We start from the raw sequence: 26,841 nt of genomic DNA on the forward strand, positions 1-26,841 counted from the left end.
GAGCCGGGCCGCAGGGGTTGCCTGCTTGGGGCACTGGCTCACGACCGCCATTCGCTGGATCGAGCGAGACGTTCGGCTTCTACAAAGCTAGGACAGGTACGCGCTTCTGTCTCCACAATTACTCGGACTTCCTACTATCTGAGACGGCGAGAGTGCGCAGCTCTCGGATCAGCGCACGGACAGCGACGGTGCGGGCCTGCTCAGGGGTGGTGACATAGCCGACCGAGCGGGTCGGGCGCTCCGGTCCGAGATCGGTGATCTCGATGGTGGCCGGTACTCCGGTCAGGGAGAGCTCCGGCATGACCGCCATCCCGAAACCACTGCTCACCATCGAGAGCACTGCTCCGTCGTCCTCCGCCTCGACCGTCGCCTTCGGGAGCCACTCCTGCTGCGCCCACCATGCGCGGGTGTACGAGGTGCAGTTCTCGGCCCAGTCGACCAGCGGCAGCGAGCGCGGCGCCGGATGCCCGGCCGGGTGGACCAGGGCGTACCCCTCCTCCACCAGCACTCCCCCGACCAGCTCCTCTACGGGCGAGGTCGTCCCGAACGTCGCGATGCCCAGGTCGAAGCGCTACGGCTACAACAGGTCCCCGTCTCGCCAGTCGAAGAGCAGCGCGGCGGGGGGCTGCGGCAGTGGACGGCCCGCGGCGGGGCGCAGATATGTGGAGTCCTCCTCGTCCGGGAGGTGCACCACCCCGTCCGGGCCGAGTGCCTCGACCCGGCCCTGCCACAGCTGCCAGCCGCGCGCCCGGTACAACTGGGCGCCGTCGTCGGAGGCGGACAGCGCGCCGAACTCGTACGCGCCGTCGACGACCCGTTCCAGCTCGGCCATCACCCGGCTGCCGAGTCCTTGCCTGAGGCGGTCGGGACGTACGGCCATCGCCTCGATGTAGCCGATGCGGTACGAGCGGCCTCCGTGCAGCACGCGGCGCATGATCACGCTGCCGTGCGCGGCGACGCCCTTGTCGTCGCGTACCAGCGCGTGGAGGCCGCCGAGCGAGTGGTCCCAGTCCTCGTCACTGAAGTCGCCCTCGAAGGCGTCGTCCATCAGGGCGCGGATCTCGGCCAGTTCGGCCGGGGAGAGCTGGTAGGTGTGTGCGGCGCGCAGCGGCTGGGTCATACGCCCCACTCTGGCACCGCCGCCCCCATCAGCTCGACACGAGCCTGCGATTGATCCGATGTCCAGGGCGTCAGAAGCCTTGACGGTCACTCAACTCGCACCCATCCTCCCAGTCATCGGATGACTGCGCATCGGACGACGCTCCAGGAGGCACTCGTGGCATTGCCGCACCGGATCCGCACCCTCGCCCTCGTACTCTGCGGCGCGCTCGCCGCCGCGCTGCTCGTATCCACCCCGGCCCAGGCCAAGAGCCCCACCTGGACCGTGCGCAATCACGACGGACCGACCGCCAGGATCGCCCTCGCACCCGGCACAGGGACGCTCACCCTCGCCGTAGAGCGTGACGGCAAGACCGTCATCGAGCCGTCTCCCCTCGGTATCCGTACCGAAAGAGCCGATCTTTCCAGCAGGTTGACGTACCTAGGGCGCAGCGACCGCACGGTCTCCGAGTACTACCGGACAGCCGCGGGCAAGGACCGCACCCGCCACGTCCAGATGCGCGAGGCCCTCTTCCGGTTCCGTACCGCCGGCGGCGTGCGGCTCGAGCTGGCCGTCCGGGCCTCCCGGGACGGCGTCGCCTACCGCTACAGCCTTCCCGACACCGGTGACACCGGGAACGTCCTCGGCGAGGCGTCCGCCTTCACGCTGCCCGACGGCGCCGACGCCTGGCTCGGGAAGTACCGGCGGGACAACGAGAACCTCTTCGCCCACCACGCCGCCACCTCCGCGCCCGCCGACGAGTACATGATGCAGGCGCTCTTCAGGACGCCCGGCGGCTATGCGCTGATCGCCGAGTCCGACCTCACCGGCTCCTACTCGGCCGCCCGCCTCACTCATGCGGCCAACTCCCCCACCTACGGCGTGCGGCTCTGGGACGAGCAGGTCCAGGTCACCGGCGGCCGTCTCAGCACCCCCTGGCGCGCGGTGGTCACCGGCAGCCTCGCGGCCGTCACCGAGTCCACCTTCACCGACGACCTCGCGCCCGCCTCCCGCGTCCGCGACACCTCCTGGATCGAGCCGGGACCCGCCCTGTGGACCTGGCTGGCCGGCGGCCGCCCCGCCGGGCAGAGCCTGAGCATGCAGAAGGGGTACGTGGACTACGCGGCCGAGCGCGGCTGGCCGTACACCGTCGTCGATGCCGGCTGGTACTTCGACCCGGCGCAGTGGGACGTCACCGACCCCAACTGGCAGCAGAACAGCTGGATTCCGGAGCTGGTGCGCTACGCACGCGCGAAGGACGTCGACATCCAGGTCTGGATCCACCACCGCGACCTCGACACCGCCGAGGAGCGCGAGCAGTGGCTGCCCACGCTGGAGAAGTGGGGCGTCAAGGGCGTGAAGATCGACTTCATGGACTCGGAGGCACAGGACCGGCTGCGCTGGTACGACGCGATCCTCCCCGCCACCGCCGAGCACCATCTGCTCGTCAACTTCCACGGCTCCACGATCCCCAAGGGCATCCAGCGCACCTGGCCGCACGTGATGACGTTGGAGGGCGTCAACGGCGAGGAGAAGCGCGTCAACACCGCCGAGCACCTCACGATCCTCCCCTTCACCAGGAACGTCATCGGCTCGATGGACTTCACGCCCGGCGCCTTCCACCGCCCGACCCGCCCCAACGCCGCCTCCGACGCGGGCGAGTTGGGCCTGTCGGTGCTGTACGAGTCCGGCATCCAGAACCTCGCGGGCACGCCCGAGTCGTACGACGCCCGCCCGGAGGCGCGCCGCTTCCTTGAGCAGCTCCCGGCGGCGTGGGACGAGACCCGGCTGCTCGCGGGCGAGCCGGGCAGCGGCGCGGTGGTGGCGCGGCGCGCCGGTGCGCGCTGGTTCATCGGCGGTACGTACGCGGGCGCGGCCCGCACCGCCGCCGTACCGCTGCGGATCGGCCGGGGCAGCTGGCTGGTCGAGACGGTCACGGACGGTCCGGCGGGCCTGGTCCGGACGGCGAAGGTGGCCCGCGGCGGCGCGACGCTGGAGATCGGCGTGGTGACGGACGGCGGCTTCGCGGCGACAGCCTGTCCCTGGCATCCGGGCCGTACAGCCTGCGACCGCTAGAGGAATGCGCAACCGATGGGTTGCACTTCCCGGCTATGACGTGCAACCATTGGGCAGCACGTCATAGCCGAGCAGAAAGCTGAAGATCATGAGCGAGGACCGGATCGAACGAGAGATCACCATCGCCGCGCCCGTCGAGCGCGTTTGGGCGGTGCTCACGGAGCCGGAGCACGTCGGATCGTGGTTCGGACAGGGCAAGCCGACCCCGGTCGACCTGCGCCCGGGCGGCACGATGCTCTTCGACCACGGGAAGTACGGACAGTTCCCGACGACGATCGTGAAGGTGGACCCGCCGAACCACTTCTCGTACCGCTGGGCGAGCGCCTTCCCCGGTGAGCAGGCCGCCGAGGGCAACTCCACCCTGGTGGAGTTCACTCTCACCCCGGACGGCGACGGCACCCATCTGCGCGTTGTCGAGACCGGCTTCGCCGGCCTCGACATCCCCGCGGACAGGGTCGACACGGCTGGGTACGAGAGCCACTCGCGCGGCTGGACCGAACAGGCCGAGAACATCAAGCAGTACGCGGAGCGGCTCGCGGCATGACGAAGGACGCAGGCCGGGACTCGGACAGCCGCGACCCCGACCGGGGCGCGGAGCAGGACGCGGACCGGAGTACGGACCAGGACGCCGTCACAGAGGTCCTGTCCGCGCTGGCAGACCCGACCCGTCGCCGGATACTCGACGCCATCGCCGCGCACGGCGAGGCGACGGCGACAGTCCTGGCGACGGAGCTGCCGGTCAGCCGGCAGGCGATCGTCAAGCACCTCGCGGTCCTGACCCGGGCCGGCCTGGTGGCCGGCCATCGGCAGGGCCGCGAGGCGCGGTACACCGTCCTGCCCGCGCGGCTGGGCGTCACCGCCCGCTGGATGGACCGTGTCGCCTCCGAGTGGGACAACCGGCTCTCGGCGATCAAGCGCCTCGCCGAGGCGGACCCGGCTACGCCGAGACCTTCTGGCTCAGGTCCCGGGCAACCCGGGCGATCCACTCGCTGAACTCCTGGCGGTGATGCACCTGTCCGCCGCACAAGGCGCTGACCTGCGCATCCGTGAGCCGGTTCGGCCCGTCCACCGCCAGCAGCCCGCTCATCTCCCGTAGCACGGAAGCCAGTCGCACGGCATCGGTGTGCTCGATCGAGTCGACCCCGTGGCCGCCACCCAGCGTCGTGGAACCAGGCATCACGCCCTCCTTCCGGCGCCCCCTTGAAGCAGCGTAAACCCGCCGAACGTGGACCGCCCCCGTCCGGCGTGGGGGCCGGGACGGGGGCGGGGTCAAGGGAGCTGAAGGTCAGCCCATGTGCGGGTACGAGTAGTCCGTCGGCGGGACCAGCGTCTCCTTGATCGCGCGGGTCAGCGTCCAGCGCATCAGGTTCTGCGGGGCGCCCGCCTTGTCGTTCGTGCCGGACGCGCGGCCGCCGCCGAAGGGCTGCTGGCCGACAACGGCGCCGGTCGACTTGTCGTTGATGTAGAAGTTGCCCGCGGCGTACCGCAGCTTCTCCATCGTGTACGCCGCCGCGGCTCGGTCGTTCGCGATGACCGCACCGGTCAGTGCGTACGCGGACACCGACTCCATCTGCTCCAGCATCGCGTCGTACTCGTCGTCCTCGTACACATGCACGGCGAGGAACGGGCCGAAGTACTCGGTCGTGAAGACCTCGTTGCCCGGGTCCGAGCACTCGACGACCGTCGGGCGGACGAAGTAGCCGACCGAGTCGTCGTACGTTCCGCCCGCGACGATCGTGCAGGTCGGGTCTTCCTTCGCACGGTCGATCGCGGCCTTGTTCTTGGCGAAGGCACGCTCGTCGATCACGGCGCCGATGAAGTTCGTCAGGTCTGCGACGTCACCCATCTTGATGCCGTCGACCTCGGCCGCGAACTCCTCCTTGAAGCCGGAGTTCCAGATCGAGGCGGGGACGTACGCACGCGAGGACGCCGAGCACTTCTGACCCTGGAATTCGAAGGAGCCGCGGGTCAGCGCGGTCTTCAGCACGGCACGGTCGGCGCTCGGGTGGGCGACGACGAAGTCCTTGCCGCCCGACTCACCGACGATGCGCGGGTAGGAGCGGTACTTCTCGATGTTGTTGCCGACCGTCTTCCACAGGTGCTGGAAGGTCTTGGTCGAGCCGGTGAAGTGGATGCCTGCCAGCTCAGGGTGGTTCAGGGCCACCTCGGAGACGGCGATGCCGTCGCCCGTCACCAGGTTGATGACGCCCTTGGGCAGGCCCGCCTCCTCCAGCAGCTGCATCAGCAGAACGGCCGCGTGGGTCTGGGTCGGGGACGGCTTCCAGACCACCACATTGCCCATCAGGGCGGGGGCGGTGGGCAGGTTGCCCGCGATCGCGGTGAAGTTGAACGGCGTGATCGCGTAGACGAAGCCCTCGAGCGGGCGGTGGTCCAGACGGTTCCACACGCCCGGCGAGTTGGCCGGCGGCTGCTCGGCGAGCAGGTCACGCGCGTACTTGACGTTGAAGCGCCAGAAGTCGACAAGCTCGCAGGGGGTGTCGATCTCGGCCTGCTGCACGGTCTTCGACTGGCCCAGCATGGTCGAGGCGGCGAGCGTCTCGCGCCACGGTCCTGCCAGCAGCTCGGCCGCGCGCAGGATGATCGCGGCGCGGTCGTCGAAGGACATCGCGCGCCACGCGGGCGCGGCGGCCAGCGCGGCGTCGACCGCGTCCTGGGCGTCCTGCTGCGTGGCGCCGCCGAAGGTGCCGATGACGGCCTTGTGGTTGTGCGGCTGTACGACGTCGAAGCGCTCGCCGCCGCCCATCCGCTTCACGCCGCCGATCGTCATCGGCAGCTCGATCGGGTTCTCGGACAGTTCCTTGAGCTTGGCCTCCAGGCGGGCGCGCTCGGGGCTGCCGGGAGCGTAGCTGTGCACCGGCTCGTTGACCGGGGCGGGGACCTGGGTCACAGCGTCCATGAGTTCCGATACTCCTTCGTGAGGGGTGGGAGGGCTCAGCCCTTGGTGATCATCGAGCGCAGGAAGAACAGCAGGTTGGCCGGCTTCTCCGCGAGACGGCGCATGAAGTAGCCGTACCAGTCGGTGCCGTACGCCGTGTAGACGCGCATCCGGTGGCCCTCGGCCGCGAGCCGGAGGTGCTCGTCGCTGCGGATCCCGTACAGCATCTGGAACTCGTACTCATCCAGTTTGCGCCCGGCGCGGCGGGCGAGCTCCTGTGTGACGGCGATGAGGCGCGGATCGTGGGACCCGATCATCGGGTAGCCGTCACCCTCCATCAGGATTTTCAGGATGCGGACGTACGCCTTGTCGATCTCGGCCTTGTCCTGGTACGCGACGGTCGCGGGCTCCTTGTAGGCGCCCTTGACGATGCGGACGCGGCTTCCGGCCGCGGCGAGGCGGCGGGCGTCGTCCTCGGTGCGGAACAGATACGCCTGGATCACGCAGCCGGTCTGCGGGTAGTCCTTCCGCAGCTCCTCGTGGATGGCGAACATCGAGTCGAGGGTGGTGTGGTCCTCCGCGTCCAGCGTGACCGTGGTGCCGATGGAGGCGGCGGCCTCGACGACAGGGCGGATGTTGGCGAGCGCCAGCTCGTGTCCCGCCCGTCGCCCGCCACCACCCTTGGCCGAGAGCCCTGCGGGCTCGCCCCCCTCGGTTTCCAGGCACTGGCCGAACATCGACAGCTTGACCGACATTTCGGCCTTCGCGCCCAGGCCGAGGTCTTCGAGGTACTCGATCAGTTCCATGTAGGCGTCGCGGGCGGCGTAGGCCTGATCACGCGTGGTGATGTCCTCGCCCACGACGTCCAGGGTGACCTCGAGGCCCTTGGCGACGGTCTCCTTCACGATCGGAATGACCTGCTCAACCGTTTCACCGGCGATGAACCGGGCGACGACCTGCTTGGTCCCCGGGGCTGCCGAGACGAAGCGGCGCATCTTGTCGCTGCGGGACGCGGCGAGGATCACGGGACCCAGCACGGGCGGCACCTCCACGGAAACAGGGGCAGAAGGAGGCCGGTACCGAACGAATCGGGAACGGCACGAAGAACCACCGTGAAACCTAAGGATCGCTCCGATCCTGTGCCATCGACAGCTGTCACGCATCCGTGGCCCGGATCTCAGACATATGTCTGAAGGGGGTGCGAGAATGTCCGGATGAAGGGCGATTACCAAGACCTGGTCGACGAGATCTCGGCGCTGCTGGCCGAACCCGCGACGCTGGAGAACCGCGACTTCGGGCTGATCGCCTTCGGCGCGCACGACAGCGACGACGACACCGCGATGGACCCGGTCAGGACCCGCTCGATCCTGACCCGCAAGTCCACACCGGCGGTGCGCGCCTGGTTCGAGGGCTTCGGCATCGCACGCGCGACGGGCCCGGTCCGGATCCCCGCCGCCCCTGACGCGGGGGTCTTCCGGGACCGGATCTGTCTTCCCGTACGCCACCGGGGCATCGTGCTGGGTTACGTATGGCTGCTCGACGCGTCCCCGGGCCCGACCGAGGCGCAGCTGGCGGCGGCGATGGAGGTCACGGCGAGGATCGGCACGCTACTCGCGGACGAGGAGCGGGCGGGCGCGGATCTGTCCCGGGAGTTCCGCGCGGTGCTGACGGCGGAGCGCGGCTGGCAGTACGACATGGCGGTGTCGGCACTGCGCACGGCTCTGGGCGGCGGGTCCGCGGACGGCCTGCACGCGGTGGTGTGCGTGACCCCCTGGACAACGCCGGACGCCCCGTCGTCCCGCTCCCTGCTCGGGGCGGCGGCGCTGTGCACGGTGTCGTGGGGAGCGGGCGGCGGTGCCCGGGCCGGGCAGCTCGGCGCCGGCGGGAGCGCGGACAGCCGGGCGGTGAGCCCTGACGCGGACACCGGCGGAGCCGGGGCTCCCGGGAGCGGCACAAGCGGCCGAACCGGAACACCGGGCGGCGGCGTGGGCGGAGCCACAAGCCCCGGGAGCGGCGGCAACGACGGCTCCGACGACCCCCGCGACACCGGCCACGCCCTCGCCGTACTCGTACGGCTCCGCTCGGCCGACGCCCTCGCGCCCGCCGTCACCGCCGCGGACCGGCTCCGCGCGATGGCGGGCGGAGACGCGGCAACCGCCGGAGTCGCCGCCCCGCGCCGCGGTCTCGCCGACCTCAACACCGCCTGGCTGGAGGCGACTTCCGCGGCCCGCGCCGCCCGGGCGCAGCCTCGGCTCGGGCCCGTCGCGGAGTGGGCGGCGATCGGCCCGTACCGCATGCTGACCGCGCTGCCCGCGGACACCGCGCACGACCCCGCCGTACGCGAACTGCTCGACCGCTCGCACACCGAACTGGCGCGCACCGCCGAGGTGTTCCTCGACAACGCGGGCCAGGCGGGCCGCGCGGCGGCGGCCCTCGGCATCCACCGGCAGACGCTCTACTACCGGCTCTCCCGCGTCGAGCAGCTCACCGGACTTGACCTGACGGAGGGCGAGGACCGGCTGCTGCTGCACATGACCCTGAAGGCGGCGCGGCTGTAGCTGCTTACGCCTTGTCCTCCAGGATCGCCCGCAGCCCCTGCGTCAGGTCCTTCGCCGACGGCGCACTCTCCGGGTCGACCATCCACTGGATCATCACGCCCGCCACCAGCGCCTGGTAGAGGAGCCCGGCCACCCGGGCCTTCTCCGGGTCGGCCTCCGGGTCCATGCCGAGGAACGCCTCAGCCATGCCCGAACGCCCCTCCTTCTGCGGCTTCTTGATCGCATCGCGCAGCGTCTCGTCGTCGTCCAGCCGCGACACGACCTCCAGTTGAAGCTTCCAGACCGCGCGGCTGGCGTCGAACGCGGCGATGATCTGCTCCCAGGTCTTCTCGAAGCGCTCCAGGGGATCCGCCGTCACGTCGGGCGCTTCCCTGTTCGCCGGGCCGACCGCATTGCCCCACTCCTCCGTCACCGCGAGGAAGGCCTGGTTGAGGAGCGCCTCCTTGGAGCCGTAGTGGTAACCGATGGAGGCGAGATTGGTGCCGGAGGCGGCGACGATGTCCCGCGCGGTCGTCCGCGCGTAGCCCTTTTCCAGCAGGCAGCGCTTCGCGCCTTCGAGCAGATCCTCACGATGTCCCATGACAGCAGCGTACCCGGCACACAGACGCTTGTATAAGACGCGCGTCTATGGACCGGGTACGTGGAGCGGGAGCTGCCGGATCAGTCGGTGAGGTTCACCGAACGCGCCGACGCCGCGCCGATCTCGTCCGCGATCTCGGTGAGCACCGCCGGCGGCACGGTGTCGTCCACGGTCAGCACGACCACCGCCTCGCCGCCCTCCTCCGAGCGCGAGACCTGCATGCCGGCGATGTTCAGTCCGGCCTCGCCGAGGATCCGGCCCACCGTGCCGACGACGCCGGGACGGTCTTCGTACCGCAGGACGACCATGTGGTCGGCGAGCGCCAGGTCGATGTCGTAGTCACCGATCGCGACGATCTTCTGGAGGTGCTTGGGGCCGGCCAGTGTGCCGGAGACCGCGACCTCCTCGCCGCCTGAGAGCGTGCCGCGGACGGTGACGACATTGCGGTGGTCAGGGGACTCCGAGCTCGTCGTCAGCCGGACCTCCACGCCGCGCTCCTGCGCGAACAGCGGGGCGTTGACGTACGAAACGGTCTCGTCGACCACGTCCTCGAACACGCCCTTGAGCGCGGACAGTTCGAGCACCTTGACGTCGTGCTGGGTGATCTCGCCGTACACCTCGACGTCGAGCCGGACCGCGACCTCGCCCGCCAGGGCAGTGAAGATCCGGCCGAGCTTCTCGGCGAGCGGCAGACCCGGGCGCACATCCTCGGCGATGACGCCGCCCTGGACGTTGACCGCGTCAGGCACGAGCTCACCGGCGAGCGCGAGACGGACCGAGCGGGCGACGGAGATACCGGCCTTCTCCTGCGCCTCGTCGGTGGACGCGCCGAGGTGCGGGGTGCACACGACCTGGTCCAGCTCGAACAGCGGGGAGTCCGTGCACGGCTCCTTCGCGTACACATCCAGGCCGGCGCCCGCGACGCGTCCCTCCTTGAGCGCCGAGTACAGCGCCTCCTCGTCGACGATCCCGCCGCGCGCGGCGTTGACGATCCGGACCGACGGCTTGACCTTGTGCAGCGCTTCGTGGCCGATCAGGCCGAGCGTCTCGGGGGTCTTCGGCAGGTGGACGGTGACGAAGTCGGAGACCTCGAGCAGCTCGTCGAGCGAGAGCAGCTTTACGCCCATCTGCGCGGCGCGCGCGGGCTGCACATACGGGTCGTACGCGACGATCTTCATGCCGAAGGCCGACATCCGCTGTGCGACCAGGACGCCGATGCGGCCGAGGCCGACGACGCCGAGGATCTTCTCGCTCAGCTCGACGCCGGTGTACTTGGAGCGCTTCCACTCGCCGTTCTTCAGGGCGGTGTTGGCCTGCGGGATATTGCGCGCGGTGGCGACCAGCAGACCGCAGGCCAGCTCGGCGGCGGTCACGATGTTCGAGGTGGGGGCGTTGACGACCATCACGCCGGCCTTGGTGGCGGCGGAGACGTCGACATTGTCGAGACCGACGCCCGCGCGGGCGACGACGCGCAGCTTCTTCGCGGCTGCAATGGCCTCGGCGTCGACCTTGGTGGCGCTGCGGACGAGGATCGCGTCGACGTCGGCGATGGCCGGGAGCAGCTCCCCGCGGTCGGCGCCGTTGCAGTGCCGGATCTCGAAGTCCGAGCCGAGCGCGTCGACGGTGGCGGGCGACAGCTCTTCAGCGATGAGTACGACAGGTTTCGAGCTCACGTGAGTCCTCACAAGTCCAGTGCGGACGGCCGTCCCGACGGCCGCAGGCGGTGGAGGGGGCTAGCCGCGTGGAAGACGCACGACACTGTGGGCCTGACGCGTATGTCTGTTGAGCAGTGTAGTGGTGCAAGCCGGTGCGTCTTAACGCCTCCAAGGCAGGATCACCCGTCCGTGGCTGGACAGAGTGGAGAAGCGCTGGAGCGCGGCGGGGTATGACGACGGGGGCCGGGACCGGCTCGTCCCGGCCCCCGTCCGCGGGCTTACGCCTCGTCGTTGTCGACCCAGCTCATGAGCTTGCGCAGCTCCTTGCCGGTGGTCTCGAGCAGGTGGTTCTCGTCCTGCGTCTTGTACTCGTTGTACTTCTTCAGACCGCCGTGGTACTCGTCCATCCAGTTCTTGGCGAACGTGCCGTCCTGGATCTCGGCGAGGACCTTCTTCATCTCGGCCTTGGTCTGGTCCGTGATGATGCGGGGGCCGGTGACGTAGTCGCCCCACTCGGCGGTCTCGGAGACCGACCAGCGCATCTTCTCCAGTCCGCCCTCGTACATGAGGTCCACGATCAGCTTCAGCTCGTGGAGGCACTCGAAGTACGCGATCTCCGGCTGGTAGCCGGCCTCGACCAGCGTCTCGAAGCCCGCCTTGACCAGCGCGGACGTACCACCACAGAGGACGGCCTGCTCGCCGAAGAGGTCGGTCTCCGTCTCCTCGGTGAAGGTCGTCTTGATAACGCCGGCGCGGGTGCCGCCGATGGCCTTGGCGTACGAGAGCGCCAGCGCGAAGGCACTGCCGGTCGCGTCCTGCTCGACGGCGGCGATCGCCGGGACGCCGCGGCCCTCCTCGTACTGGCGACGGACCAGGTGGCCGGGGCCCTTCGGGGCGACCAGGGCCACGTCGACACCGGCCGGCGCCTTGATGAAGCCGAAGCGGACGTTGAAGCCATGTGCGAAGAACAGCGCGTCGCCGTCCTTCAGGTTGCCCTTGATGGACTCCTCGTAGACCTGGGCCTGGATCGGGTCCGGGATGAGGATCATGATGACGTCGGCCTCGGCGGCGGCCTCGGCGGGGGTCACCACGCGCAGGCCCTGCTCCTCGGCCTTGGCCTTGGACTTGGAGCCCTCGTGCAAACCGACCCGGACGTCGACACCCGAGTCACGGAGCGACAGCGCGTGGGCGTGGCCCTGGCTGCCGTAGCCGATGACCGCGACCTTGCGGTTCTGGATGATGGACAGGTCGGCGTCGTCGTCGTAGAACAGCTCGGCCACTGGGATATCTCCTTGGTGTGCACGTCTTTGGAATGACGCTGTTTGCGTCCCACCGTACGGCGGGAGGGGGTGATGAAGGCGGGGGGTCTCGCTAGGCGGAACGGTCGAGGGCCCGCAGGGACCGGTCCGTGATGGACCGGGCGCCGCGCCCTATGGCGATCGTGCCCGACTGGACAAGCTCCTTGATGCCGAACTGCTCCAGCATCTTCAGCATCGCTTCGAGCTTGTCACTCGAACCGGTGGCCTCGATGGTGACCGCCTCGGGCGAGACGTCCACGGTCTTGGCGCGGAAGAGCTGGACGATCTCGACGATCTGGGAGCGGGTCTCGTTGTCCGCGCGGACCTTCACCAGCACGAGCTCGCGCTGGATCGCGCCGCCGGGCTCGAGTTCGACGATCTTCAGAACGTTGACCAGCTTGTTGAGCTGCTTGGTCACCTGCTCCAGCGGCAGGTCCTCGACATTGACCACGATGGTGATGCGGGAGATGTCGGGGTGCTCGGTGACACCGACGGCGAGCGAGTCGATGTTGAAGCCGCGGCGGGAGAACAGGGCGGCGATCCGGGCGAGGATGCCGGGCGTGTTCTCCACCAGGACGGAGAGCGTGTGCTTGGACATGTGCGTCGTTCCTCTTCCTACGGCTCTCAGTCGTCTTCGTTGTCGCCGAAGTCGGGGCGGACGCCGCGCGCTGCCATGACCTCGTCGTTGGAAGTGCCGGCGGCGACCATCGGCCACACCTGGGCGTCCTCATGGACGATGAAGTCGATGACGACGGGGCGGTCGTTGATCGCGTTGGCCTCGGCGATGACCTTGTCCAGGTCGTCCGGGGACTCACAGCGCAGCGCGTAGCAGCCCATGGCCTCCGACAGCTTGACGAAGTCGGGGACGCGGGTGCCCTGGCGCGCCGTGGTGCTCGCGCCGACCTGGGAACCGGCCACGTGGTGCCCCGTGTCATCGGCGTGCAGGACGGTGCTGGAGTAGCGCTGGTTGTAGAAGAGGGTCTGCCACTGGCGGACCATCCCGAGCGCGCCGTTGTTGATGATCGCGACCTTGATCGGGATGTTGTTCAGCGCGCAGGTGGTGAGTTCCTGGTTGGTCATCTGGAAGCAGCCGTCGCCGTCGATGGCCCAGACCGTGCGGTCCGGCATGCCGGCCTTGGCGCCCATCGCGGCCGGGACCGCGTAGCCCATCGTTCCGGCGCCGCCGGAGTTCAGCCAGGTGGCGGGCTTCTCGTAGTCGATGAAGTGGGCGGCCCACATCTGGTGCTGGCCGACGCCCGCGGCGTAGATGGTGTTCTCGGGGGCGAGCTGGCCGATGCGCTGGATGACCTGCTGCGGCGAGAGGCTGCCGTCGTCCGGCTGGTCGTAGCCGAGCGGGTAGGTCTCGCGCCAGCGGCTGAGGTCCTTCCACCAGGCGCTGTAGTCGCCGGTGTGGCCTTCGCTGTGCTCTGCCTGGACGGCCTGGACCAAGTCGGCGATGACCTCGCGGGCGTCACCGACGATCGGCACGTCCGCGGTGCGGTTCTTGCCGATCTCGGCCGGGTCGATGTCGGCGTGGACGATCTTGGCGTACGGGGCGAAGCTGTCCAGCTTGCCGGTGACGCGGTCGTCGAAGCGGGCTCCGAGGGCGACGATCAGGTCGGCCTTCTGCAGCGCGGTGACGGCGGTGACCGCACCGTGCATGCCCGGCATTCCCACGTGCAGCGGGTGGCTGTCGGGGAACGAGCCCAGCGCCATCAGGGTGGTGGTGACGGGGGCGCCGGTGAGCTCGGCGAGGACCTTCAGCTCGGCGGTGGCGCCGGCCTTGATCACGCCGCCGCCGACGTACAGGACGGGGCGCCGGGCCTGGACGATCAGCTTGGCGGCCTCGCGGATCTGCTTGGCGTGCGGCTTGGTCACCGGGCGGTAGCCGGGCAGGTCCTGCTGCGGCGGCCAGCTGAAGGTGGTCTGCGCCTGGAGGGCGTCCTTGGCGATGTCGACGAGGACCGGCCCCGGGCGTCCCGTGGAGGCGATGTGGAAGGCCTCGGCGATGGTGCGCGGGATGTCGTCGGCCTTGGTGACCAGGAAGTTGTGCTTGGTGATCGGCATCGTGATGCCGACGATGTCCGCCTCCTGGAAGGCGTCCGTGCCGATCGCCTTGGAGGAGACCTGGCCGGTGATCGCGACCAGCGGCACGGAATCCATGTGCGCGTCGGCGATCGGGGTGACCAGGTTGGTGGCGCCGGGGCCCGAGGTCGCCATACAGACGCCGACCTTGCCGGTGGCCTGGGCGTAGCCGGTCGCCGCGTGGCCGGCGCCCTGCTCGTGGCGGACCAGGACGTGGCGGACCTTGGTGGAGTCCATCATCGGGTCGTACGCGGGGAGGATGGCGCCGCCGGGGATGCCGAACACCGTGTCGGCCCCCACTTCCTCGAGAGAACGGATGAGGGACTGCGCGCCCGTGACGTGCTCAACTGCAGCGGTGTGTCCGCCGGTACGGGCCCGCGGCTGCGGATGGTGGGCCCCGGTGGCCTGCTCGGTCATCGGCATTCTCTTCTCGAAGCTGAGGGTTTTTGCGAGGGTTTGGGGTGTGCCGGTGCAACAAAAAACCCCTCGTGCCAATGAGGCAAGCGAGGGGAGCGCGTCGGGAGGGGTCTGCAGGGCTTTCGCGGCCCTGCTCAGCCGACGCGCTTTCCAAGTACGAGAATTCGGGTGCGCATGGCATTGACCCTCCCCCCGGCGCGCCATGACTGTCAAGTGGGTGGGACACGCGTCTCATTATTTGAGCCATTACGAGCAGGGGAGACGCCGCCTGTCAGGACGGGCAGGGCGATTCCGCCGGGCACCGGGAACTCATCGCGGACCAGGGCGCGGCGCAGCCGGTACTCGTCGAGCGGGCCCGAGAAGGCCATGCCCTGGCCGTGTGTACATCCCATGGCGCGCAGTGCGATCACCTGCTCGGGCATGTCCACGCCGTCCGCCACGGACTGCATGCCGAGGTCGCAGGCGATCCTCAGCAGCCCCGCGGTGATCTTGTGCAGCCGGGCGGACTCGACGACGCCCTCGACCAGACCCCTGTCCAGTTTCAGTACGTCCACGGGGAGCCTGCGCAGTGCGTTGATCGCGGCGTATCCGCTGCCGAAGCCGTCCAGGGCGATCCGTACGCCGAGTCTGCGCAGCGCGACGAGACGCTGCTCCAGATCTTCGAAGGAGATCCGCGGATCGCTGTCGGCGAGCTCGATGACCAGCGCGCCCGACGGCAGCCCGTGCCGGGTGAGGAGGGCTTCGATGGAACCGAGCGGCAGGGACTTGTCCAGCAGCCGGCCGGCCGAGAGCCGGACCGATACGGGCACCCGGTGGCCCACCCTGCTGCGCTCGGCGGCCTGCTCCACGGCCTCTTCGAGCAGCCAGTGGCCGAGCTCGGCGGTGCGGGCGCCCTCTGGAGTGTCCGCGCTGTCGGCGACCCGCAGGAATTCGGCCGGGGTGAACAGGATGCCCTGGGCGGATCGCCAGCGGGCCTGGGCGGCTACGGCGACGATACGGCCCGTGGCGAGGCTCACCACGGGCTGGTGGAGCAGCGCGAACTCGCCCTCGTGCAGGGCGCTGCGGAGCCGTGCGGCCAGCTCGGTGCGGCGTACCACGTCGGCCTGCATCTGCGGGGCGTACAGCTCGACGCGGTCCTTGCCCGCGGCCTTGGCGCGGTACATGGCGAGGTCGGCGTTGCGCATCAGGTCGGTGGGGGTGATGGCCGGCTCGGCGAAGGCCACCCCGATGGAGGCGGCCACCCGGACTTCGCGGCCGTCCACGCGGTACGGCTGGGAGAGGGTCAGGCGCAGCCGGTCGGCGATCTCCTGCACCTGGTACTCACGGGCGGACTGGTTGCGGGAGCCGTCGCCGACGACGAGGGCCGCGAACTCGTCGCCGCCGAGTCGGGCCGCGGTGTCCCCGGACCGCACCGAATCCTGCAGGCGGCGGGCCGCCTGGATCAGCAGCTCGTCGCCGGCCAGGTGGCCGAGGCGGTCGTTGACCCCCTTGAAGCCGTCGAGGTCGATGAAGAGCACGGCGGTGCCGGAGTCGCCCGCGCGGCGGCCGGTGAGGGCCTGGCGGACGCGTTCGGTGAACAGGGCGCGGTTGGGGAGGTCGGTGAGCGGGTCGTGCTCGGCGTTGTGCTGCAACTGCGCCTGCAGCCGGACCCGTTCGGTGATGTCTCGGCTGTTGAAGAGCAGGCCACCCTGGTGTCGGTTGACCGTGGACTCCACATTGAGCCAGTCGCCGCTGCCCGATCTGAAGCGGCAGTCGATCCGCATGGTCGGCTCATCGGCCGGCGGGGCGGCCAGAAACCGGCGCACTTCATGGACCACCCGGCCGAGGTCCTCGGGGTGGATCAGACAGGCCAGCTCGGAGCCGATGAGCTCCTCGGCCTCTCGGCCGTAGACACCGGCGGCCGCGGGGCTGACATAGCGCAGTATCCCGCTGGGGGCGGCGATCATGATGACGTCGCTCGATCCCTGCACCAGCGAGCGGAAGTGGTTCTCCTTCTGCGCCAGCTCATGGGTGAGGGCGATGTTGTCGAGGAGCATGATGCCCTGCCGGACGACCAGGGCGAGGACCACGGTGCAGCCGGTGAGGACGACGACCCGGTCCACTCGGCGGCCCTCAATGACGTTGTGGAGGATGCCAAGGGTGCAGACGGCAGCAGCGAGATACGGGGTGAGGGCGGCCAGCGAGCCGGCGACGGGGCGGCTGGGGTGGCGGGTGCCGCGCGGGGGCCTGGCCGTCTCGACCGTACGGCTTGCGCCCCAGGGGGCGTACGCGAGTAGCAGCGAACCGGCGAACCAGCCCGCGTCCAGGAGCTGGCCCGAGCGGTAGCTCTCGCGCAGCAGCGGCGAGGTGAACAGGGCGTCGCACAGGACGGTCAGGGCGAGGGCGGCGATGGCGGTGTTGATGGCGGAGCGGTTGGTGGCCGAGCGCCGGAAGTGCAGCGCGAGCACCAGGCTGACCAGCACGATGTCCAGCAGCGGATACGCGAGGGCGAGGGCGGCGGGAGCCACGCTCTCGCCCTGCACGCGCGCGGTGTGGGCGAGCGCGATGCTCCAGGAGAGGGTGAGGAGCGAGCCGCCGATCAGCCAGGCGTCCAGTGCGAGGCAGACCCAGCCCGCCCTGGTGACCGGGCGCTTGGCGAGGACGAGGAGGCCGACGATTGCGGGCGGCGCGAAGCAGAGGAAGAACAGGTCGGCGATCGAGGGGCTCGGTACCTCGCGGTCCAGCACGACCTCGTACCACCCCCAGATGGCGTTTCCGCACGACGCCATCGCGGAGGAGACCGCGAACAGCATCCAGGCGGGCCGAAAGCGACTGTGCCTGGAGCGGGCGTAGACGAAGCAGGAGACCGCGGCGACCAGGGCGGCGGCGCTCAGCCCGAAGTCGCCCATGACCAGAGCGACTTCGCGCGAACCCCAGCCGACGGCGGCGCCCACGCCATAACCGGAGCAGATGGCGGCGAGGAGGATCTGGGAACGCAGCCCTGTGGCGCCGCCGGAGAACGCCTGCCGGGCCAGGAGTACCCCGGGGGCGCTCACGGGGCTGCCCCGGGAAGCGCCGCCGACGGTGTGACAGTCATCGGAGCGGGTCTTTGCTTCGCAGCGTGCGAGGGTCGTCGGCGGCGGCCTCGCCGCGTCGGATCGTTCGTGCAATGGCTGTGCATCGCCCGTCGCCCCCCTCGAAGTCTGATCGGCAGTCAGGTCGCGCTACTGCACCGCCCCTTGCCTGGTGCAGCCCCCAGGTCGGGACGATACACCAGTCTCGTCACTCAGGGACATAGTCCCTCTACTCTCCGTGACTACCAGCGGGGTTGTCGGCACGTGGCGCAACCGAACGACTTCATAGAGTGCACGAAGCGCGGGCCCTCAGGGTTCACTTCCCAGTCGTGAGCACCACGTTGCGCAACGGCTCGCCCGCGGCGAAACGGGTGAGCTGTCCGGCCAGCAGCCGCTTGGCGCGCGGCATGAAAGCCGAGGTGGAGCCGCCCACATGGGGGCTGATGAGGACACCGGGAGCGTGCCAGAGGGGGTGGCCCGGGGGCAGCGGCTCCGGGTCTGTGACATCGAGGGCGGCGGTGATCCGTCCGCTCTCCACCTCTGCGAGCAGGGCCTTGGTGTCGACGACCGGGCCGCGGGCGACGTTCACCAGCAGCGCGCCATCCTTCATCCGGGCCAGGAAACCGGCGTTGACCAGGCCTTTCGTCTGCTCGGTGAGCGGGGTGGACAAGATCACGACGTCCGCGTCCGGGAGCAGCGCGGGCAGGTCGGTGAGTGCGCGCACTTCGCCGCGCTCCGCAGCGCGGGCGGAGCGCGCGACGCGCGCCACCCGCGCGCATTCAAACGGCGCGAGCCGGTCCTCGATCGCGGCGCCGATCGATCCGTATCCCACGATGAGCACCGACTTGTCGGCAAGCGCCGGATAGAAGCCGGACCGCCATTCCTCCTTGTCCTGGCCGCGCACGAAGCCGGGGACACCGCGCAGGGAGGCGAGGATCAGGGCCAGCGTGAGCTCGGCGGTGGAGGCTTCGTGGACTCCTGTGGCATTGCACAGGCGCACGCCGGCGGGCAGCGAACCGAGTCCCGGTTCCACATGGTCGATCCCCGCGGAGAGGGTCTGGACGACACGTACGGACGTCATCGCGGCCAGTGGGCGGACCGCGACCTCCATGCCCTTCATGTACGGGACGGCGTAGAAGGCACAGTCGGCGGGGTCGGCGGGAAAGTCGGGACCGCCGTCCCAGAAAAGGTAGTTGAGGCCCGAGTCCGAGGGGTCGGGAAGCCCTTCGATCTCGTCGGCCGGAATCGGGAGCCACACGTCTGAAGTCATGGTCAGGAGGCTATGCGAAGGGCCTCGGTCCGCATTGGTTAGTTTGGTCAGCGGCCAAAGGAGGGGTACGGGCAGTTGGAGCGCAGGACAATCGGTGCGGCGGCTCTCGAAGTGGGCGCGATCGGGCTCGGCTGTATGCCGATGAGCTGGGCGTACAGCGGCTCCCAGCAGCGCGGGGAGCGATCGCTGCGTACAGTGCACGCCGCGCTGGACGCCGGCTGCAGCCTGCTGGACACGGCCGATATGTACGGGCCCTTCACCAATGAGCTGCTGATCGGGCGGGTGCTCAAGGAGCGGCGCGGAGACGCGTTCGTATCGACGAAGGTCGGACTGCTCGTCGGCGATCAGCATGTGGTCGCCAATGGGCGGCCCGGGTATGTGAAGCGGGCCTGTGACGCCTCGCTGCGGCGGCTGCAGACCGATGTGATCGATCTCTATCAGCTGCACCGGGCGGATCCGGAGGTTCCGGTCGAGGAGACCTGGGGCGCGATGGCGGAGCTGGTGAGCGCGGGGAAGGTGCGGGCGTTGGGCATGTGCGCGGTGGGGGCGCGCGCGTCCAGGCGCTCCGGGGCGCATCTGCACGAGGGAACGATCCGGCAGTTGGAGCGGGTGCAGCAGGTGTTCCCGGTGAGCGCGGTGCAGGCGGAGCTGTCGGTGTGGTCGCCGGAGGCGCTGGAGCGGCTGCTGCCGTGGTGCGAGGCGCGGGGGGTGGGGTTCCTGGCTGCGATGCCGCTGGGGAACGGATTTCTGACGGGGACGCTCACGCCCGGGCAGGGCTTCGAGCCTGACGACGTGCGGGCGCGGCATCCGCGGTTCACGGCCGACATGATGGCGGCGAACCAGCCGGTGGTGGCGGGGCTGCGGCGGATCGCCCAGCGGCATGGCGCGTCTCCTGCCCAGGTCGCGCTGGCGTGGGTGCTGGGGGCGGGGGCGGAATGTGGTGGCGGTGCCGGGGACGAAGCGGGACGAGTGGGCGGTGCAGAACGCGGGGGCGGCGGATCTTGAGCTGACGGGGCGGGATCTGGTGGAAGTGGCGGGACTGCCGTCGGCGCGGGGATCCTGGGACTGAGTGAACTGTCGCTCGTTCTTCTGAACTCTTGGGGGAGGATCGGGAACCTGCGGGGCGGCTGCGGTGTAAGAACAGTAGTCAGGCAGCTCAAGCAGCCGTCGAAGGGATCAGAACTGTGCAACGTCCTGCTGTGACAGCCATGTTGGCCGCTGCCGTGCTTCTGCTCGTGGCCGGGTGCTCGTCCGGTGACGACAAGGCGCCGGCCGGCCGGAAGGGGCCGACATCGACCATCCCAGCCCCCTCCGCATCCGCCTCGGGAGGGTCGCCGAGTCCGACGGGCCCGCCCGCGAAGGGCTCGGTGAAGGTGGTGTCCACACTGACGCAGAACCTGAAGTCGCCGTGGGGTGTCGCCGCGCTGCCCGACGGCGATCTGCTGATCGCCTCGCGCGACGAAGGGACGATCAGCCGGATCGACGCGGAGAGCGGCAAGCAGACCGTGATCGGCTCGGTGCCGGGGGTCTCCCCGGGTGGCGAGGGCGGGCTGCTGGGCCTGGCGGTCTCCCCCTCGTTCGCCTCGGACCATCAGGTGTACGCGTACTTCACCACCGAGTCGGACAACCGCATCGCCCGCATGCTGTACGACGAGCAGAAGCCAGCCGACCAGCAACTGGGCGCGCCGGACACGGTGTTGAGGGGCATCCCCAAGGGCATCGTGCACAACGGCGGGCGGATCGCGTTCGGCCCGGACAAGATGCTCTACGCGGGCACGGGCGAGACAGGTGACACGGGGCTCGCGCAGGACAGGAAGTCGCTGGGCGGCAAGATCCTGCGGATGACCCCTGACGGGCAGCCGGTGCACGGCAATCCGGACGCCGGCTCCGTCGTCTACTCATGGGGCCACCGCAATGTGCAGGGGCTCGCCTGGGACTCCGACAAGCGCCTGTGGGCGGCCGAGTTCGGCCAGACCACTTGGGACGAGCTCAATCTGATCGAGCCCGGGAAGAACTACGGCTGGCCGGATGTGGAGGGCAAGGGCGGCGGGTCCGGCTTCGTCGACCCGGTGGCCCAGTGGAGGACGTCGGAGGCCTCGCCGAGTGGCATCGCCTACGCATCGGGCTCGATCTGGATGGCGGCGCTGAAGGGCGAGCGGCTCTGGCGAATCCCTCTGGCAGGCGCGGAACCCTCGGCGGAGCCCCAGTCGTTCCTGGTTGGGAAGCACGGCCGCCTTCGCACGGTCCTGTCGGTGGGTGGCGCCAAGGTCTGGCTCGTCACGAGCGAGACGGACCGCCGGGGATCACCCGAGCCGGGGGACGACAAGATCCTCCAGCTGGAGGTGAAGTAGGAGCTGAAGCAGGGGCTCAGGCAGGGGGTGAACGGCTTGTGTTCAACGTCTTCGAGGAGTTCTTCGCACCGGGCCGCAAGCACACCGACGAGGAACGCAACCGCCTGGCCCTGACGAGGGTCGACGTGGGCGACAACGACCCGGGCCACGGCCCGATAGACCTTGCGTCGGGCAAGGTGACGATCCGCACACGGGAGAAGCCGCCACAGGAGTGAGGCGGGTGCGGGAACTCGCCGCGGCGGCGCGGTGCGCGGGCACCGGCCGCGGGCACCGGCCGCCGGCACCGGCCGCCGGCACCGGCCGCCGGCACCGGCCGTCCGGGGCGGGCTCGGGGGTGCAGCTGCTGCCGCTCGCGGGAACCAGCCACCGGGTGCGGTGCGCGGCCGGGCGGCTCCTCAATCGCCGTCGCCGGAGGGGCTGGATTTTCCAGCCCGTCCCGCGATTCAGGACATGCCCGGCGGGCACCAGCCGCGGGCCCCGTCGCCGGGAGCGGCTCCGGGCGTGGATCGTGGCCGCCGCCAGGCACGGCACCAGCCACCGGGCGCGGGCGCCCACCGCTGGAACCTGCCACCGGGCGTGGGGCGCGGCCTCCGGGCGTGGATCGTGGCCGCCGCCAGCCGCGAGACCCCGCCTCCAGGCGCCAGGCGTCGCGTCGCTCTGGCTGCTCAGGCCGATGCCGCCGACTGCTCCTCGCCCGTGGGCGAGAACAGGCGCAGGCGGTGGGCCAGGGCCGCTGCCTCGCCGCGGCCCGAGACGCCCAGTTTCCCCAGGATGTTGGAGACGTGGACGCTCGCCGTCTTCGGGGAGATGAACAGCTCCTCGGCGATCTGACGGTTGCTGCGGCCTACCGCCACCAGGCGGAGGACGTCCTCCTCGCGGCGGGTCAGGCCGAGCGCCGGACCCCGCGGCGCAGTGGCGGCCGTCGCAAGGGCAGGGTCGTCGGTCAGGGAGATGCGGGCTCGCTGGGCGAGCAGCGCGATGTCCTCGGACAGGGGGCGCGCGCACAGTTGCTGGGCCGTCGCCGCCGCCTGCCGCAGCAGCTCCGTCGCCTGCGCGCGGTCCGCCTGGAGAAGCGCCTCCGCCCAGCGGTGGCGGACCCTTGCCAGGTCGTACGGGCGCTCCAGCGCCTCGAAGGCCGTGCCGGCCTCTGCCCAGTCGACGGCCGTGTCCTGGCCGCCGGCGCGCAGCAGTTCCGCGCGGACCCAGCGCTCGTGGGCCATCCATACCGGGACCGCGGTGACGAGCGTTCTGGCTGCCTTACGGATCCGTTCCAGCGCCTCGGCGCGGCCGGACTCCGCGGCGGGCAGCCCGCGCGTATCGGCCTCGAGCGTGGCCGCCGCGCGCAGCAGCGGCCAGGCGTATCGCTGGGTGCCGGGCGGGAAGCCCGCCGTCGCCGCCCGTTCGAACTCGGTCCGGGCGTCCAGCACGCGCCCCTGCGCCGCCGCGATGCTCAGCGCCACGGTGTGCAGCGGGATGGTGCTCTGGGGCATCGGGTCATTGGCTCCGAAGTGCCCGCGCGCCGCCTCCAGATGCTCGGCCGCCTTCGCCGCGTCGCCCCGGTCGAGGGCCAGGTAGGCGCACCGGGTCGCTGCGAACCCCCGGGGCTTCGGGCTCAGAGCGATCCGCAACGCCCGCTCCGCTGCCTCGGTCGTCTCGCCCCAGCGCCCGAGCGAGCTGTACGACTCGGCAAGGTTGACCAGGACCCAGGCCTGGGTGTCCAACAGGCCGTATTTCCGGGAGAGTTCGACGCCCTCGGCGAGAATGTCGACCGCTTCCCGTGAGCGACCCACGCCCTCCAGCGCGGACGGCAGATTCACATGCGTACGCCCCACGTGCCCGGGCAGGTCGAGGGCGACGGCCCGCTCCTTTACCGCGTACATCTCCGCGAGCCCCTCGTCGACGTTGCCCGCGTCGACCATGAGGCCGCCGAGGGTGAGGCGGGCCCGTAGCTCGTTGTCCTCCTCGCCGACCATGCGCGCGTACTCCACGGCGAGCTCGGCGGTCGCGAGGCTGCCCGGCCCCGGGTCGTGCACCATGCCCCAGTTCGCCGCCTCCGCGAGCACCTCCGCGTGGACGGCGGACGGCGGCAGTCCGCGCACCAGCTCCTGCGCGGCAGCCAGCTCCGCCCACCCGTCGCCGCGGCCCAGCGACGAGACGAGCCGGGAGCGCTGGACGGAGAACCAGGCGCCGCGCAGCGCGTCATCCTCCGCCTCCGCCAGCCGCTGCCCGCGCTTGGTGATCTTCAGCGCGCGTTCCTTCTCGCCACTGAGCCGGCCCGCGACGGATGCCTCGGCCATCAGGTCGAGGAAGCGCAGCGGCGTGGTGGCCGGATCGCAGCCGCACGGAGGGTACGCCTCCGCGTAGTCGACCGGCCGCAGCGCAGCCCGCACCTCGTCCGGCGCGCTGTCCCAGAGCTCCATCGCCCGCCCCAGCAGCCGCAGTTGCTCGGCGTACGCATGCCGTCGCCGCGCCTCGACCGAGGCGCTCAGCACAGCGGGGAGGGCCTTCGCGGCGTCGTGCGCGTGGTACCAGTAGCTGGCGAGCCGCATTGCCCGCTCCTCGCACCGTACGAGCGACGGGTCGGCCTCCAGCGCCTCCGCGTACCGCCGGCTGAGCCGGGAGCGCTCGCCGGGCAGCAGATCGTCGCCCACGGCCTCGCGCGCGAGGGAGTGCCGGAAGCGGTAGCCGTCGCCGTCCGGCGTGGCGAGCAGGATGTTGGCGCCCACCGCGGCCCGCAGCGCCTCGATGAGATCGTCCTCGCACAGCCGGGCGACAGCGCGCAGCAGCCCGTACTCCACGGTCGAGCCGCCCTCCGCGACGATCCGTGCCACCCGCTGGGCGTCCTCGGGCAGCGCCTCGACGCGTACGAGAAGGATGTCGCGCAGGGAGTCGGTCAGCCCCGTGCGGCAGCCGTTGGCCAGGCTGCAGGCGAGCTCTTCGACGAAGAACGCATTGCCGTCCGAGCGCTCGAAGACCCGGTCCACCATGGCCGGTTCGGGCTCGGCGGCGAGGATCCCGGCCATCTGGCGGTGGACCTCGGCGCGGTTGAAGCGGGTGAGCTCGATTCGCTGGACCGTGCGCATCCGGTCGAGCTCGGCGAGGAAGGGCCGCAGCGGATGGCGCCGGTGGACGTCGTCGGAGCGGTACGTCGCGATCACGACGAGCCGGCCGCGGCGCAGTGTGCGGAAGAGGTAGGCGAGCAGATGGCGGGTGGAGGCGTCGGCCCAGTGCAGGTCCTCGAGCACCAGGACGATCGTGCGGTCCGCGGCGATCCGCTCAAGCAGCCGTGCGGTGAGCTCGAAGAGGCGGGCCATGCCTTCCTCGTCGTGTCTGCCCTGCTGTCCGCGAGGCGCCTCCCCCAGCTCGGGCAGCAGTCGCGCCAGCTCGTCCTCCTGGCCGGCGGAGGCCTCGGCCAGTTCCTTGGGCAGCCGGCGGTGGAGCGTGCGCAGCGCGGTCGAGAAAGGCGCGAACGGCAGCCCGTCCGCGCCGATCTCGACACATCCGCCGACCGCGACGACGGCCTCGCGGCGGCACGCCTCGGTGAACAACTCCTCGACGAGCCTGGTCTTGCCGACCCCTGCCTCGCCCCCGACGAGCAACGCCTGCGGCTCTCCCGCGGCGGCGCGGGAGAGCGCGTTGGTGAGCGCGGTCAGTTCGCCGGCGCGGCCGACGAACACCGGGCTGACGGACCTGGTCTCCACGTCGCCGAGCATCGCACAGCCCTCTGACAACGCGGCACCCTTGATCGGGATGACAGTCATCACGCGAGGTCACGCCATCTCACGCGGCGCGGGTGAAGCGGTCGCGGTCCGGACTCACCCGGCCCTCCGCGTCCTTGGCGGCCCGCCTGGCGGCACGGCGGGCCTTGCGCACCTGCCGGACCAGCCGCTCGGTCTCGGCCTCGCGGATCAGCTCGGCCTGGCGGAGCTGCTGGATCTCGTACTCGAACATCTCGTACTCCCTGGTTGTGAGTTCTCTCGGCGTCTTGCGATGCCTCGACTCTCGTCGCCCAGGGGGGTCCGCCACATCGGGAGTGTGCCGCATCTTCGAGCGGCGGGGGTCCTTAGACGCGGCGGGGATGCGTACGCCTACTGCCTAAGGCCCCTGCTCGCCGGCCTTAGGGCCGCTGCTCGTAGACGTACGGAGTAGTGGTGCTCAGCGCGGCGAAGCCGAGCCGTTGCAGGATCGGGCGGCTCTGGCTGGAGGCGTCGACCTGCAGGAAGCGGTAGCCGCTCGCGGCAGCGATACGGGCCCGGTGGGCGATCAGCGCCCGGTAGATGCCACGGCCGCGCCAGGCGGGCAGGGTGCCGCCGCCCCAGAGGCTCGCGAAGTCGGTGCCCGGGTGGAGCTCCATCCGGGCCCCGCAGACCGGCTGTTCGCCGGCCAGCGCGACGGTCATGCCGATGGTGTCCGGCGTCTGGGCCAGCTGGGTGAGGAGCTGTTCGCGCAGCCGGGCCCCGCTCGTGCCGAAGGCCTGCTCGTGCACGTCGGCCAGGAGATCCACGCCCGCCGCGTCGGTGACCGGTTCCAGCCGGATGCCGTCGGGGAGTTCGACGTCGGTGGGCAGGTCGCGGATCTCGGCGACCATCAGGGTTTCTTCGGGCTCAGGTGTGAAGCCGGCCGCCCGAAGCCGTGCGCCGAGGTCGTCGGGCCGGTCGTAGGAGTACAGCTTCCACTCGAAGTCCCGCCCCAGGTCGGTGAAGTACCGTACCTGCTCGGCGATCGCGGCGTCGGCCGTTGCGGAGTCCAGGCCGGCCCAGAGGACGCCGTTCCAGTCGCCGTCGGCACCGACCTGCCGCACCACGTCACCGGCCCGCTCGGCTCCTTCACCACGCTGCCGAATCTGGTGGTCGAACAGGCTGAGTACCTCGTCGTGATCCATCCGCGCATTGCAGCATCGGACGGACACACGCACCAACGGGTTTCGAGGGGCTACGAGCCGGGTCTACGAGCCTGTGCTGGGCAGTGACAGGAAGAGGTCGAAGTACATGCCGCCGGAGACGATCAGCCCCAGGACGCCCAGTGCGACTCCGGCCACGGCGAAGGCCCTTACCCAGCCGGCCTTCTGCGGCAGGGCGAACACAGCCAGGCCGACGATCAGCGCGAGCAGCGCGAAGATGCCGTTGAACATGGCGGTGGAGTGCCAGGCGTCGCCGTAGATCGCGGAAATCTGCTGGGCGGGGGTGCCGCCCTGCGAGGTCTTGATCTGCCCGATCAGCGCCTGCCTCTCGGCGGCGATCTTGCCGACCCAGCTACCGCTGAGCGCTACGACGCCGAGGCCGGCCGAGACGACGCCGGCGGCGGCGGTTGCAAGGCCGGAGGAGACGCGCGGCGTCTCCTCGGTGCCTTCGGCTTCGGTCTCGGCCTCCGCTTCGTGCTCGGCGGTCGCGGGCTCGGCGGGCTCGACCGGCTCGGTGGCAACCGCGTCGGGCGCGTCCGTCACGTCGGTCACGTCGGTCGTGTGGGTGGTCTTTTTGGTCTCCGTGGGGTTCATGCGCCGCAC

At 70.4% G+C, this 26,841-nt stretch carries 20 protein-coding genes and 3 pseudogenes; 7 read left to right on the top strand and 16 right to left on the bottom strand.

Annotated features, from left to right (window positions below; all coding sequences use genetic code 11):
• Positions 1–118: 118 nt before the first annotated feature.
• Together QFZ67_RS11110 and QFZ67_RS11115 are read right to left on the bottom strand one after the other, a co-directional pair.
• Positions 119–571 (bottom strand): annotated as a pseudogene (locus tag QFZ67_RS11110) (LysR substrate-binding domain-containing protein); the annotation flags it as partial.
• A gap of 6 nt (positions 572–577) precedes the next feature.
• Entirely contained in the window at positions 578–1,120 is a 543-nt protein-coding gene (locus tag QFZ67_RS11115; protein WP_307660920.1) for a GNAT family N-acetyltransferase, read from the bottom strand.
• A 156-nt stretch (positions 1,121–1,276) separates the two neighbouring features.
• Here QFZ67_RS11115 and QFZ67_RS11120 point away from each other — a divergent pair, with 156 nt between their 5' ends.
• From QFZ67_RS11120 to QFZ67_RS11130, 3 genes are all read left to right on the top strand, one after another.
• Entirely contained in the window at positions 1,277–3,175 is a 1,899-nt protein-coding gene (locus tag QFZ67_RS11120; RefSeq protein ID WP_373429983.1) for a glycoside hydrolase family 97 catalytic domain-containing protein, read from the top strand.
• A gap of 88 nt (positions 3,176–3,263) precedes the next feature.
• Positions 3,264–3,719 carry an SRPBCC family protein gene (locus QFZ67_RS11125; protein WP_307660922.1) on the top strand — a complete coding sequence of 152 codons (456 nt, stop codon included), beginning with the start codon at positions 3,264–3,266 and terminating at the stop codon, positions 3,717–3,719.
• Positions 3,720–3,817: 98 nt separating this feature from the next.
• Positions 3,818–4,168 carry a helix-turn-helix transcriptional regulator gene (locus QFZ67_RS11130; protein ID WP_307665803.1) on the top strand — a complete coding sequence of 117 codons (351 nt, stop codon included), beginning with the start codon at positions 3,818–3,820 and terminating at the stop codon, positions 4,166–4,168.
• Here QFZ67_RS11130 and QFZ67_RS11135 read toward each other — a convergent pair.
• The 3 genes from QFZ67_RS11135 to QFZ67_RS11145 form a co-directional block, all read right to left on the bottom strand.
• Complete coding sequence (locus QFZ67_RS11135) at positions 4,113–4,352, bottom strand: hypothetical protein (protein WP_307660923.1); 240 nt, start codon at positions 4,350–4,352, stop codon at positions 4,113–4,115. The genes QFZ67_RS11130 and QFZ67_RS11135 overlap by 56 nt on opposite strands.
• Positions 4,353–4,460: 108 nt before the next feature.
• A complete protein-coding gene (pruA, locus tag QFZ67_RS11140) occupies positions 4,461–6,092 on the bottom strand; it encodes an L-glutamate gamma-semialdehyde dehydrogenase (RefSeq protein ID WP_307660924.1) in 1,632 nt (543 codons plus the stop codon).
• A gap of 35 nt (positions 6,093–6,127) precedes the next feature.
• Entirely contained in the window at positions 6,128–7,108 is a 981-nt protein-coding gene (locus QFZ67_RS11145; protein ID WP_307660925.1) for a proline dehydrogenase family protein, read from the bottom strand.
• A gap of 177 nt (positions 7,109–7,285) precedes the next feature.
• On the opposite strand from QFZ67_RS11145, the gene QFZ67_RS11150 reads away from it, so the two are divergent.
• Positions 7,286–8,629: a CdaR family transcriptional regulator gene (locus QFZ67_RS11150; protein ID WP_307660926.1), complete on the top strand. Its 1,344-nt coding sequence runs from the start codon at positions 7,286–7,288 to the stop codon at positions 8,627–8,629.
• A gap of 4 nt (positions 8,630–8,633) precedes the next feature.
• Here the strand turns inward: QFZ67_RS11150 and QFZ67_RS11155 are convergent, their stop codons facing one another.
• The 7 genes and pseudogenes from QFZ67_RS11155 to QFZ67_RS11185 all read right to left on the bottom strand — a co-directional run bounded on the left by QFZ67_RS11155 (position 8,634) and on the right by QFZ67_RS11185 (position 18,987).
• Entirely contained in the window at positions 8,634–9,209 is a 576-nt protein-coding gene (locus QFZ67_RS11155) for a TetR/AcrR family transcriptional regulator (RefSeq protein WP_307660927.1), read from the bottom strand.
• Between the two features lie 80 nt (positions 9,210–9,289).
• On the bottom strand, positions 9,290–10,882 hold the full coding sequence (serA, locus tag QFZ67_RS11160) for a phosphoglycerate dehydrogenase (RefSeq protein WP_307660928.1): 1,593 nt from the start codon (positions 10,880–10,882) through the stop codon (positions 9,290–9,292).
• Positions 10,883–11,142: 260 nt separating this feature from the next.
• Positions 11,143–12,159: pseudogene (ilvC, locus tag QFZ67_RS11165) on the bottom strand (ketol-acid reductoisomerase); the annotation flags it as partial.
• A 76-nt stretch (positions 12,160–12,235) separates the two neighbouring features.
• Complete coding sequence (gene ilvN, locus QFZ67_RS11170; RefSeq protein WP_005311534.1) at positions 12,236–12,760, bottom strand: acetolactate synthase small subunit; 525 nt, start codon at positions 12,758–12,760, stop codon at positions 12,236–12,238.
• 26 nt (positions 12,761–12,786) lie between these two features.
• On the bottom strand, positions 12,787–14,670 hold the full coding sequence (locus QFZ67_RS11175) for an acetolactate synthase large subunit (protein WP_307660929.1): 1,884 nt from the start codon (positions 14,668–14,670) through the stop codon (positions 12,787–12,789).
• 203 nt (positions 14,671–14,873) lie between these two features.
• Positions 14,874–17,699: a bifunctional diguanylate cyclase/phosphodiesterase gene (locus QFZ67_RS11180; RefSeq protein WP_307660930.1), complete on the bottom strand. Its 2,826-nt coding sequence runs from the start codon at positions 17,697–17,699 to the stop codon at positions 14,874–14,876.
• A 334-nt stretch (positions 17,700–18,033) separates the two neighbouring features.
• Complete coding sequence (locus QFZ67_RS11185; RefSeq protein ID WP_307660931.1) at positions 18,034–18,987, bottom strand: 2-hydroxyacid dehydrogenase; 954 nt, start codon at positions 18,985–18,987, stop codon at positions 18,034–18,036.
• A gap of 75 nt (positions 18,988–19,062) precedes the next feature.
• Between QFZ67_RS11185 and QFZ67_RS11190 the strand changes: the two are divergent.
• The 3 genes and pseudogenes from QFZ67_RS11190 to QFZ67_RS11200 all read left to right on the top strand — a co-directional run bounded on the left by QFZ67_RS11190 (position 19,063) and on the right by QFZ67_RS11200 (position 21,553).
• Positions 19,063–20,056 (top strand): annotated as a pseudogene (locus tag QFZ67_RS11190) (aldo/keto reductase).
• Between the two features lie 139 nt (positions 20,057–20,195).
• Positions 20,196–21,338 (top strand): sorbosone dehydrogenase family protein, encoded by a 1,143-nt coding sequence (locus QFZ67_RS11195; RefSeq protein ID WP_307665804.1) that lies wholly within the window; start codon positions 20,196–20,198, stop codon positions 21,336–21,338.
• A 38-nt stretch (positions 21,339–21,376) separates the two neighbouring features.
• On the top strand, positions 21,377–21,553 hold the full coding sequence (locus QFZ67_RS11200) for a DUF6191 domain-containing protein (RefSeq protein ID WP_307660932.1): 177 nt from the start codon (positions 21,377–21,379) through the stop codon (positions 21,551–21,553).
• Positions 21,554–22,003: 450 nt separating this feature from the next.
• Here the strand turns inward: QFZ67_RS11200 and QFZ67_RS11205 are convergent, their stop codons facing one another.
• The 4 genes from QFZ67_RS11205 to QFZ67_RS11220 all read right to left on the bottom strand — a co-directional run bounded on the left by QFZ67_RS11205 (position 22,004) and on the right by QFZ67_RS11220 (position 26,832).
• Positions 22,004–25,051, bottom strand: a complete 3,048-nt coding sequence (locus QFZ67_RS11205; protein ID WP_307665805.1) for a helix-turn-helix transcriptional regulator — start codon at positions 25,049–25,051, stop codon at positions 22,004–22,006.
• A gap of 67 nt (positions 25,052–25,118) precedes the next feature.
• Positions 25,119–25,289: a hypothetical protein gene (locus QFZ67_RS11210; protein ID WP_307660933.1), complete on the bottom strand. Its 171-nt coding sequence runs from the start codon at positions 25,287–25,289 to the stop codon at positions 25,119–25,121.
• A gap of 166 nt (positions 25,290–25,455) precedes the next feature.
• The gene (locus tag QFZ67_RS11215) at positions 25,456–26,220 is read right to left on the bottom strand and encodes a GNAT family N-acetyltransferase (RefSeq protein ID WP_307660934.1); all 765 of its coding nucleotides are present in this window, start codon (positions 26,218–26,220) and stop codon (positions 25,456–25,458) included.
• A gap of 63 nt (positions 26,221–26,283) precedes the next feature.
• The gene (locus tag QFZ67_RS11220; RefSeq protein ID WP_307660935.1) at positions 26,284–26,832 is read right to left on the bottom strand and encodes a hypothetical protein; all 549 of its coding nucleotides are present in this window, start codon (positions 26,830–26,832) and stop codon (positions 26,284–26,286) included.
• Positions 26,833–26,841: the final 9 nt, after the last annotated feature.

Origin of the sequence: Streptomyces sp. V1I1, assembly GCF_030817355.1 — a bacterium.
GTDB lineage: Bacteria > Actinomycetota > Actinomycetes > Streptomycetales > Streptomycetaceae > Streptomyces.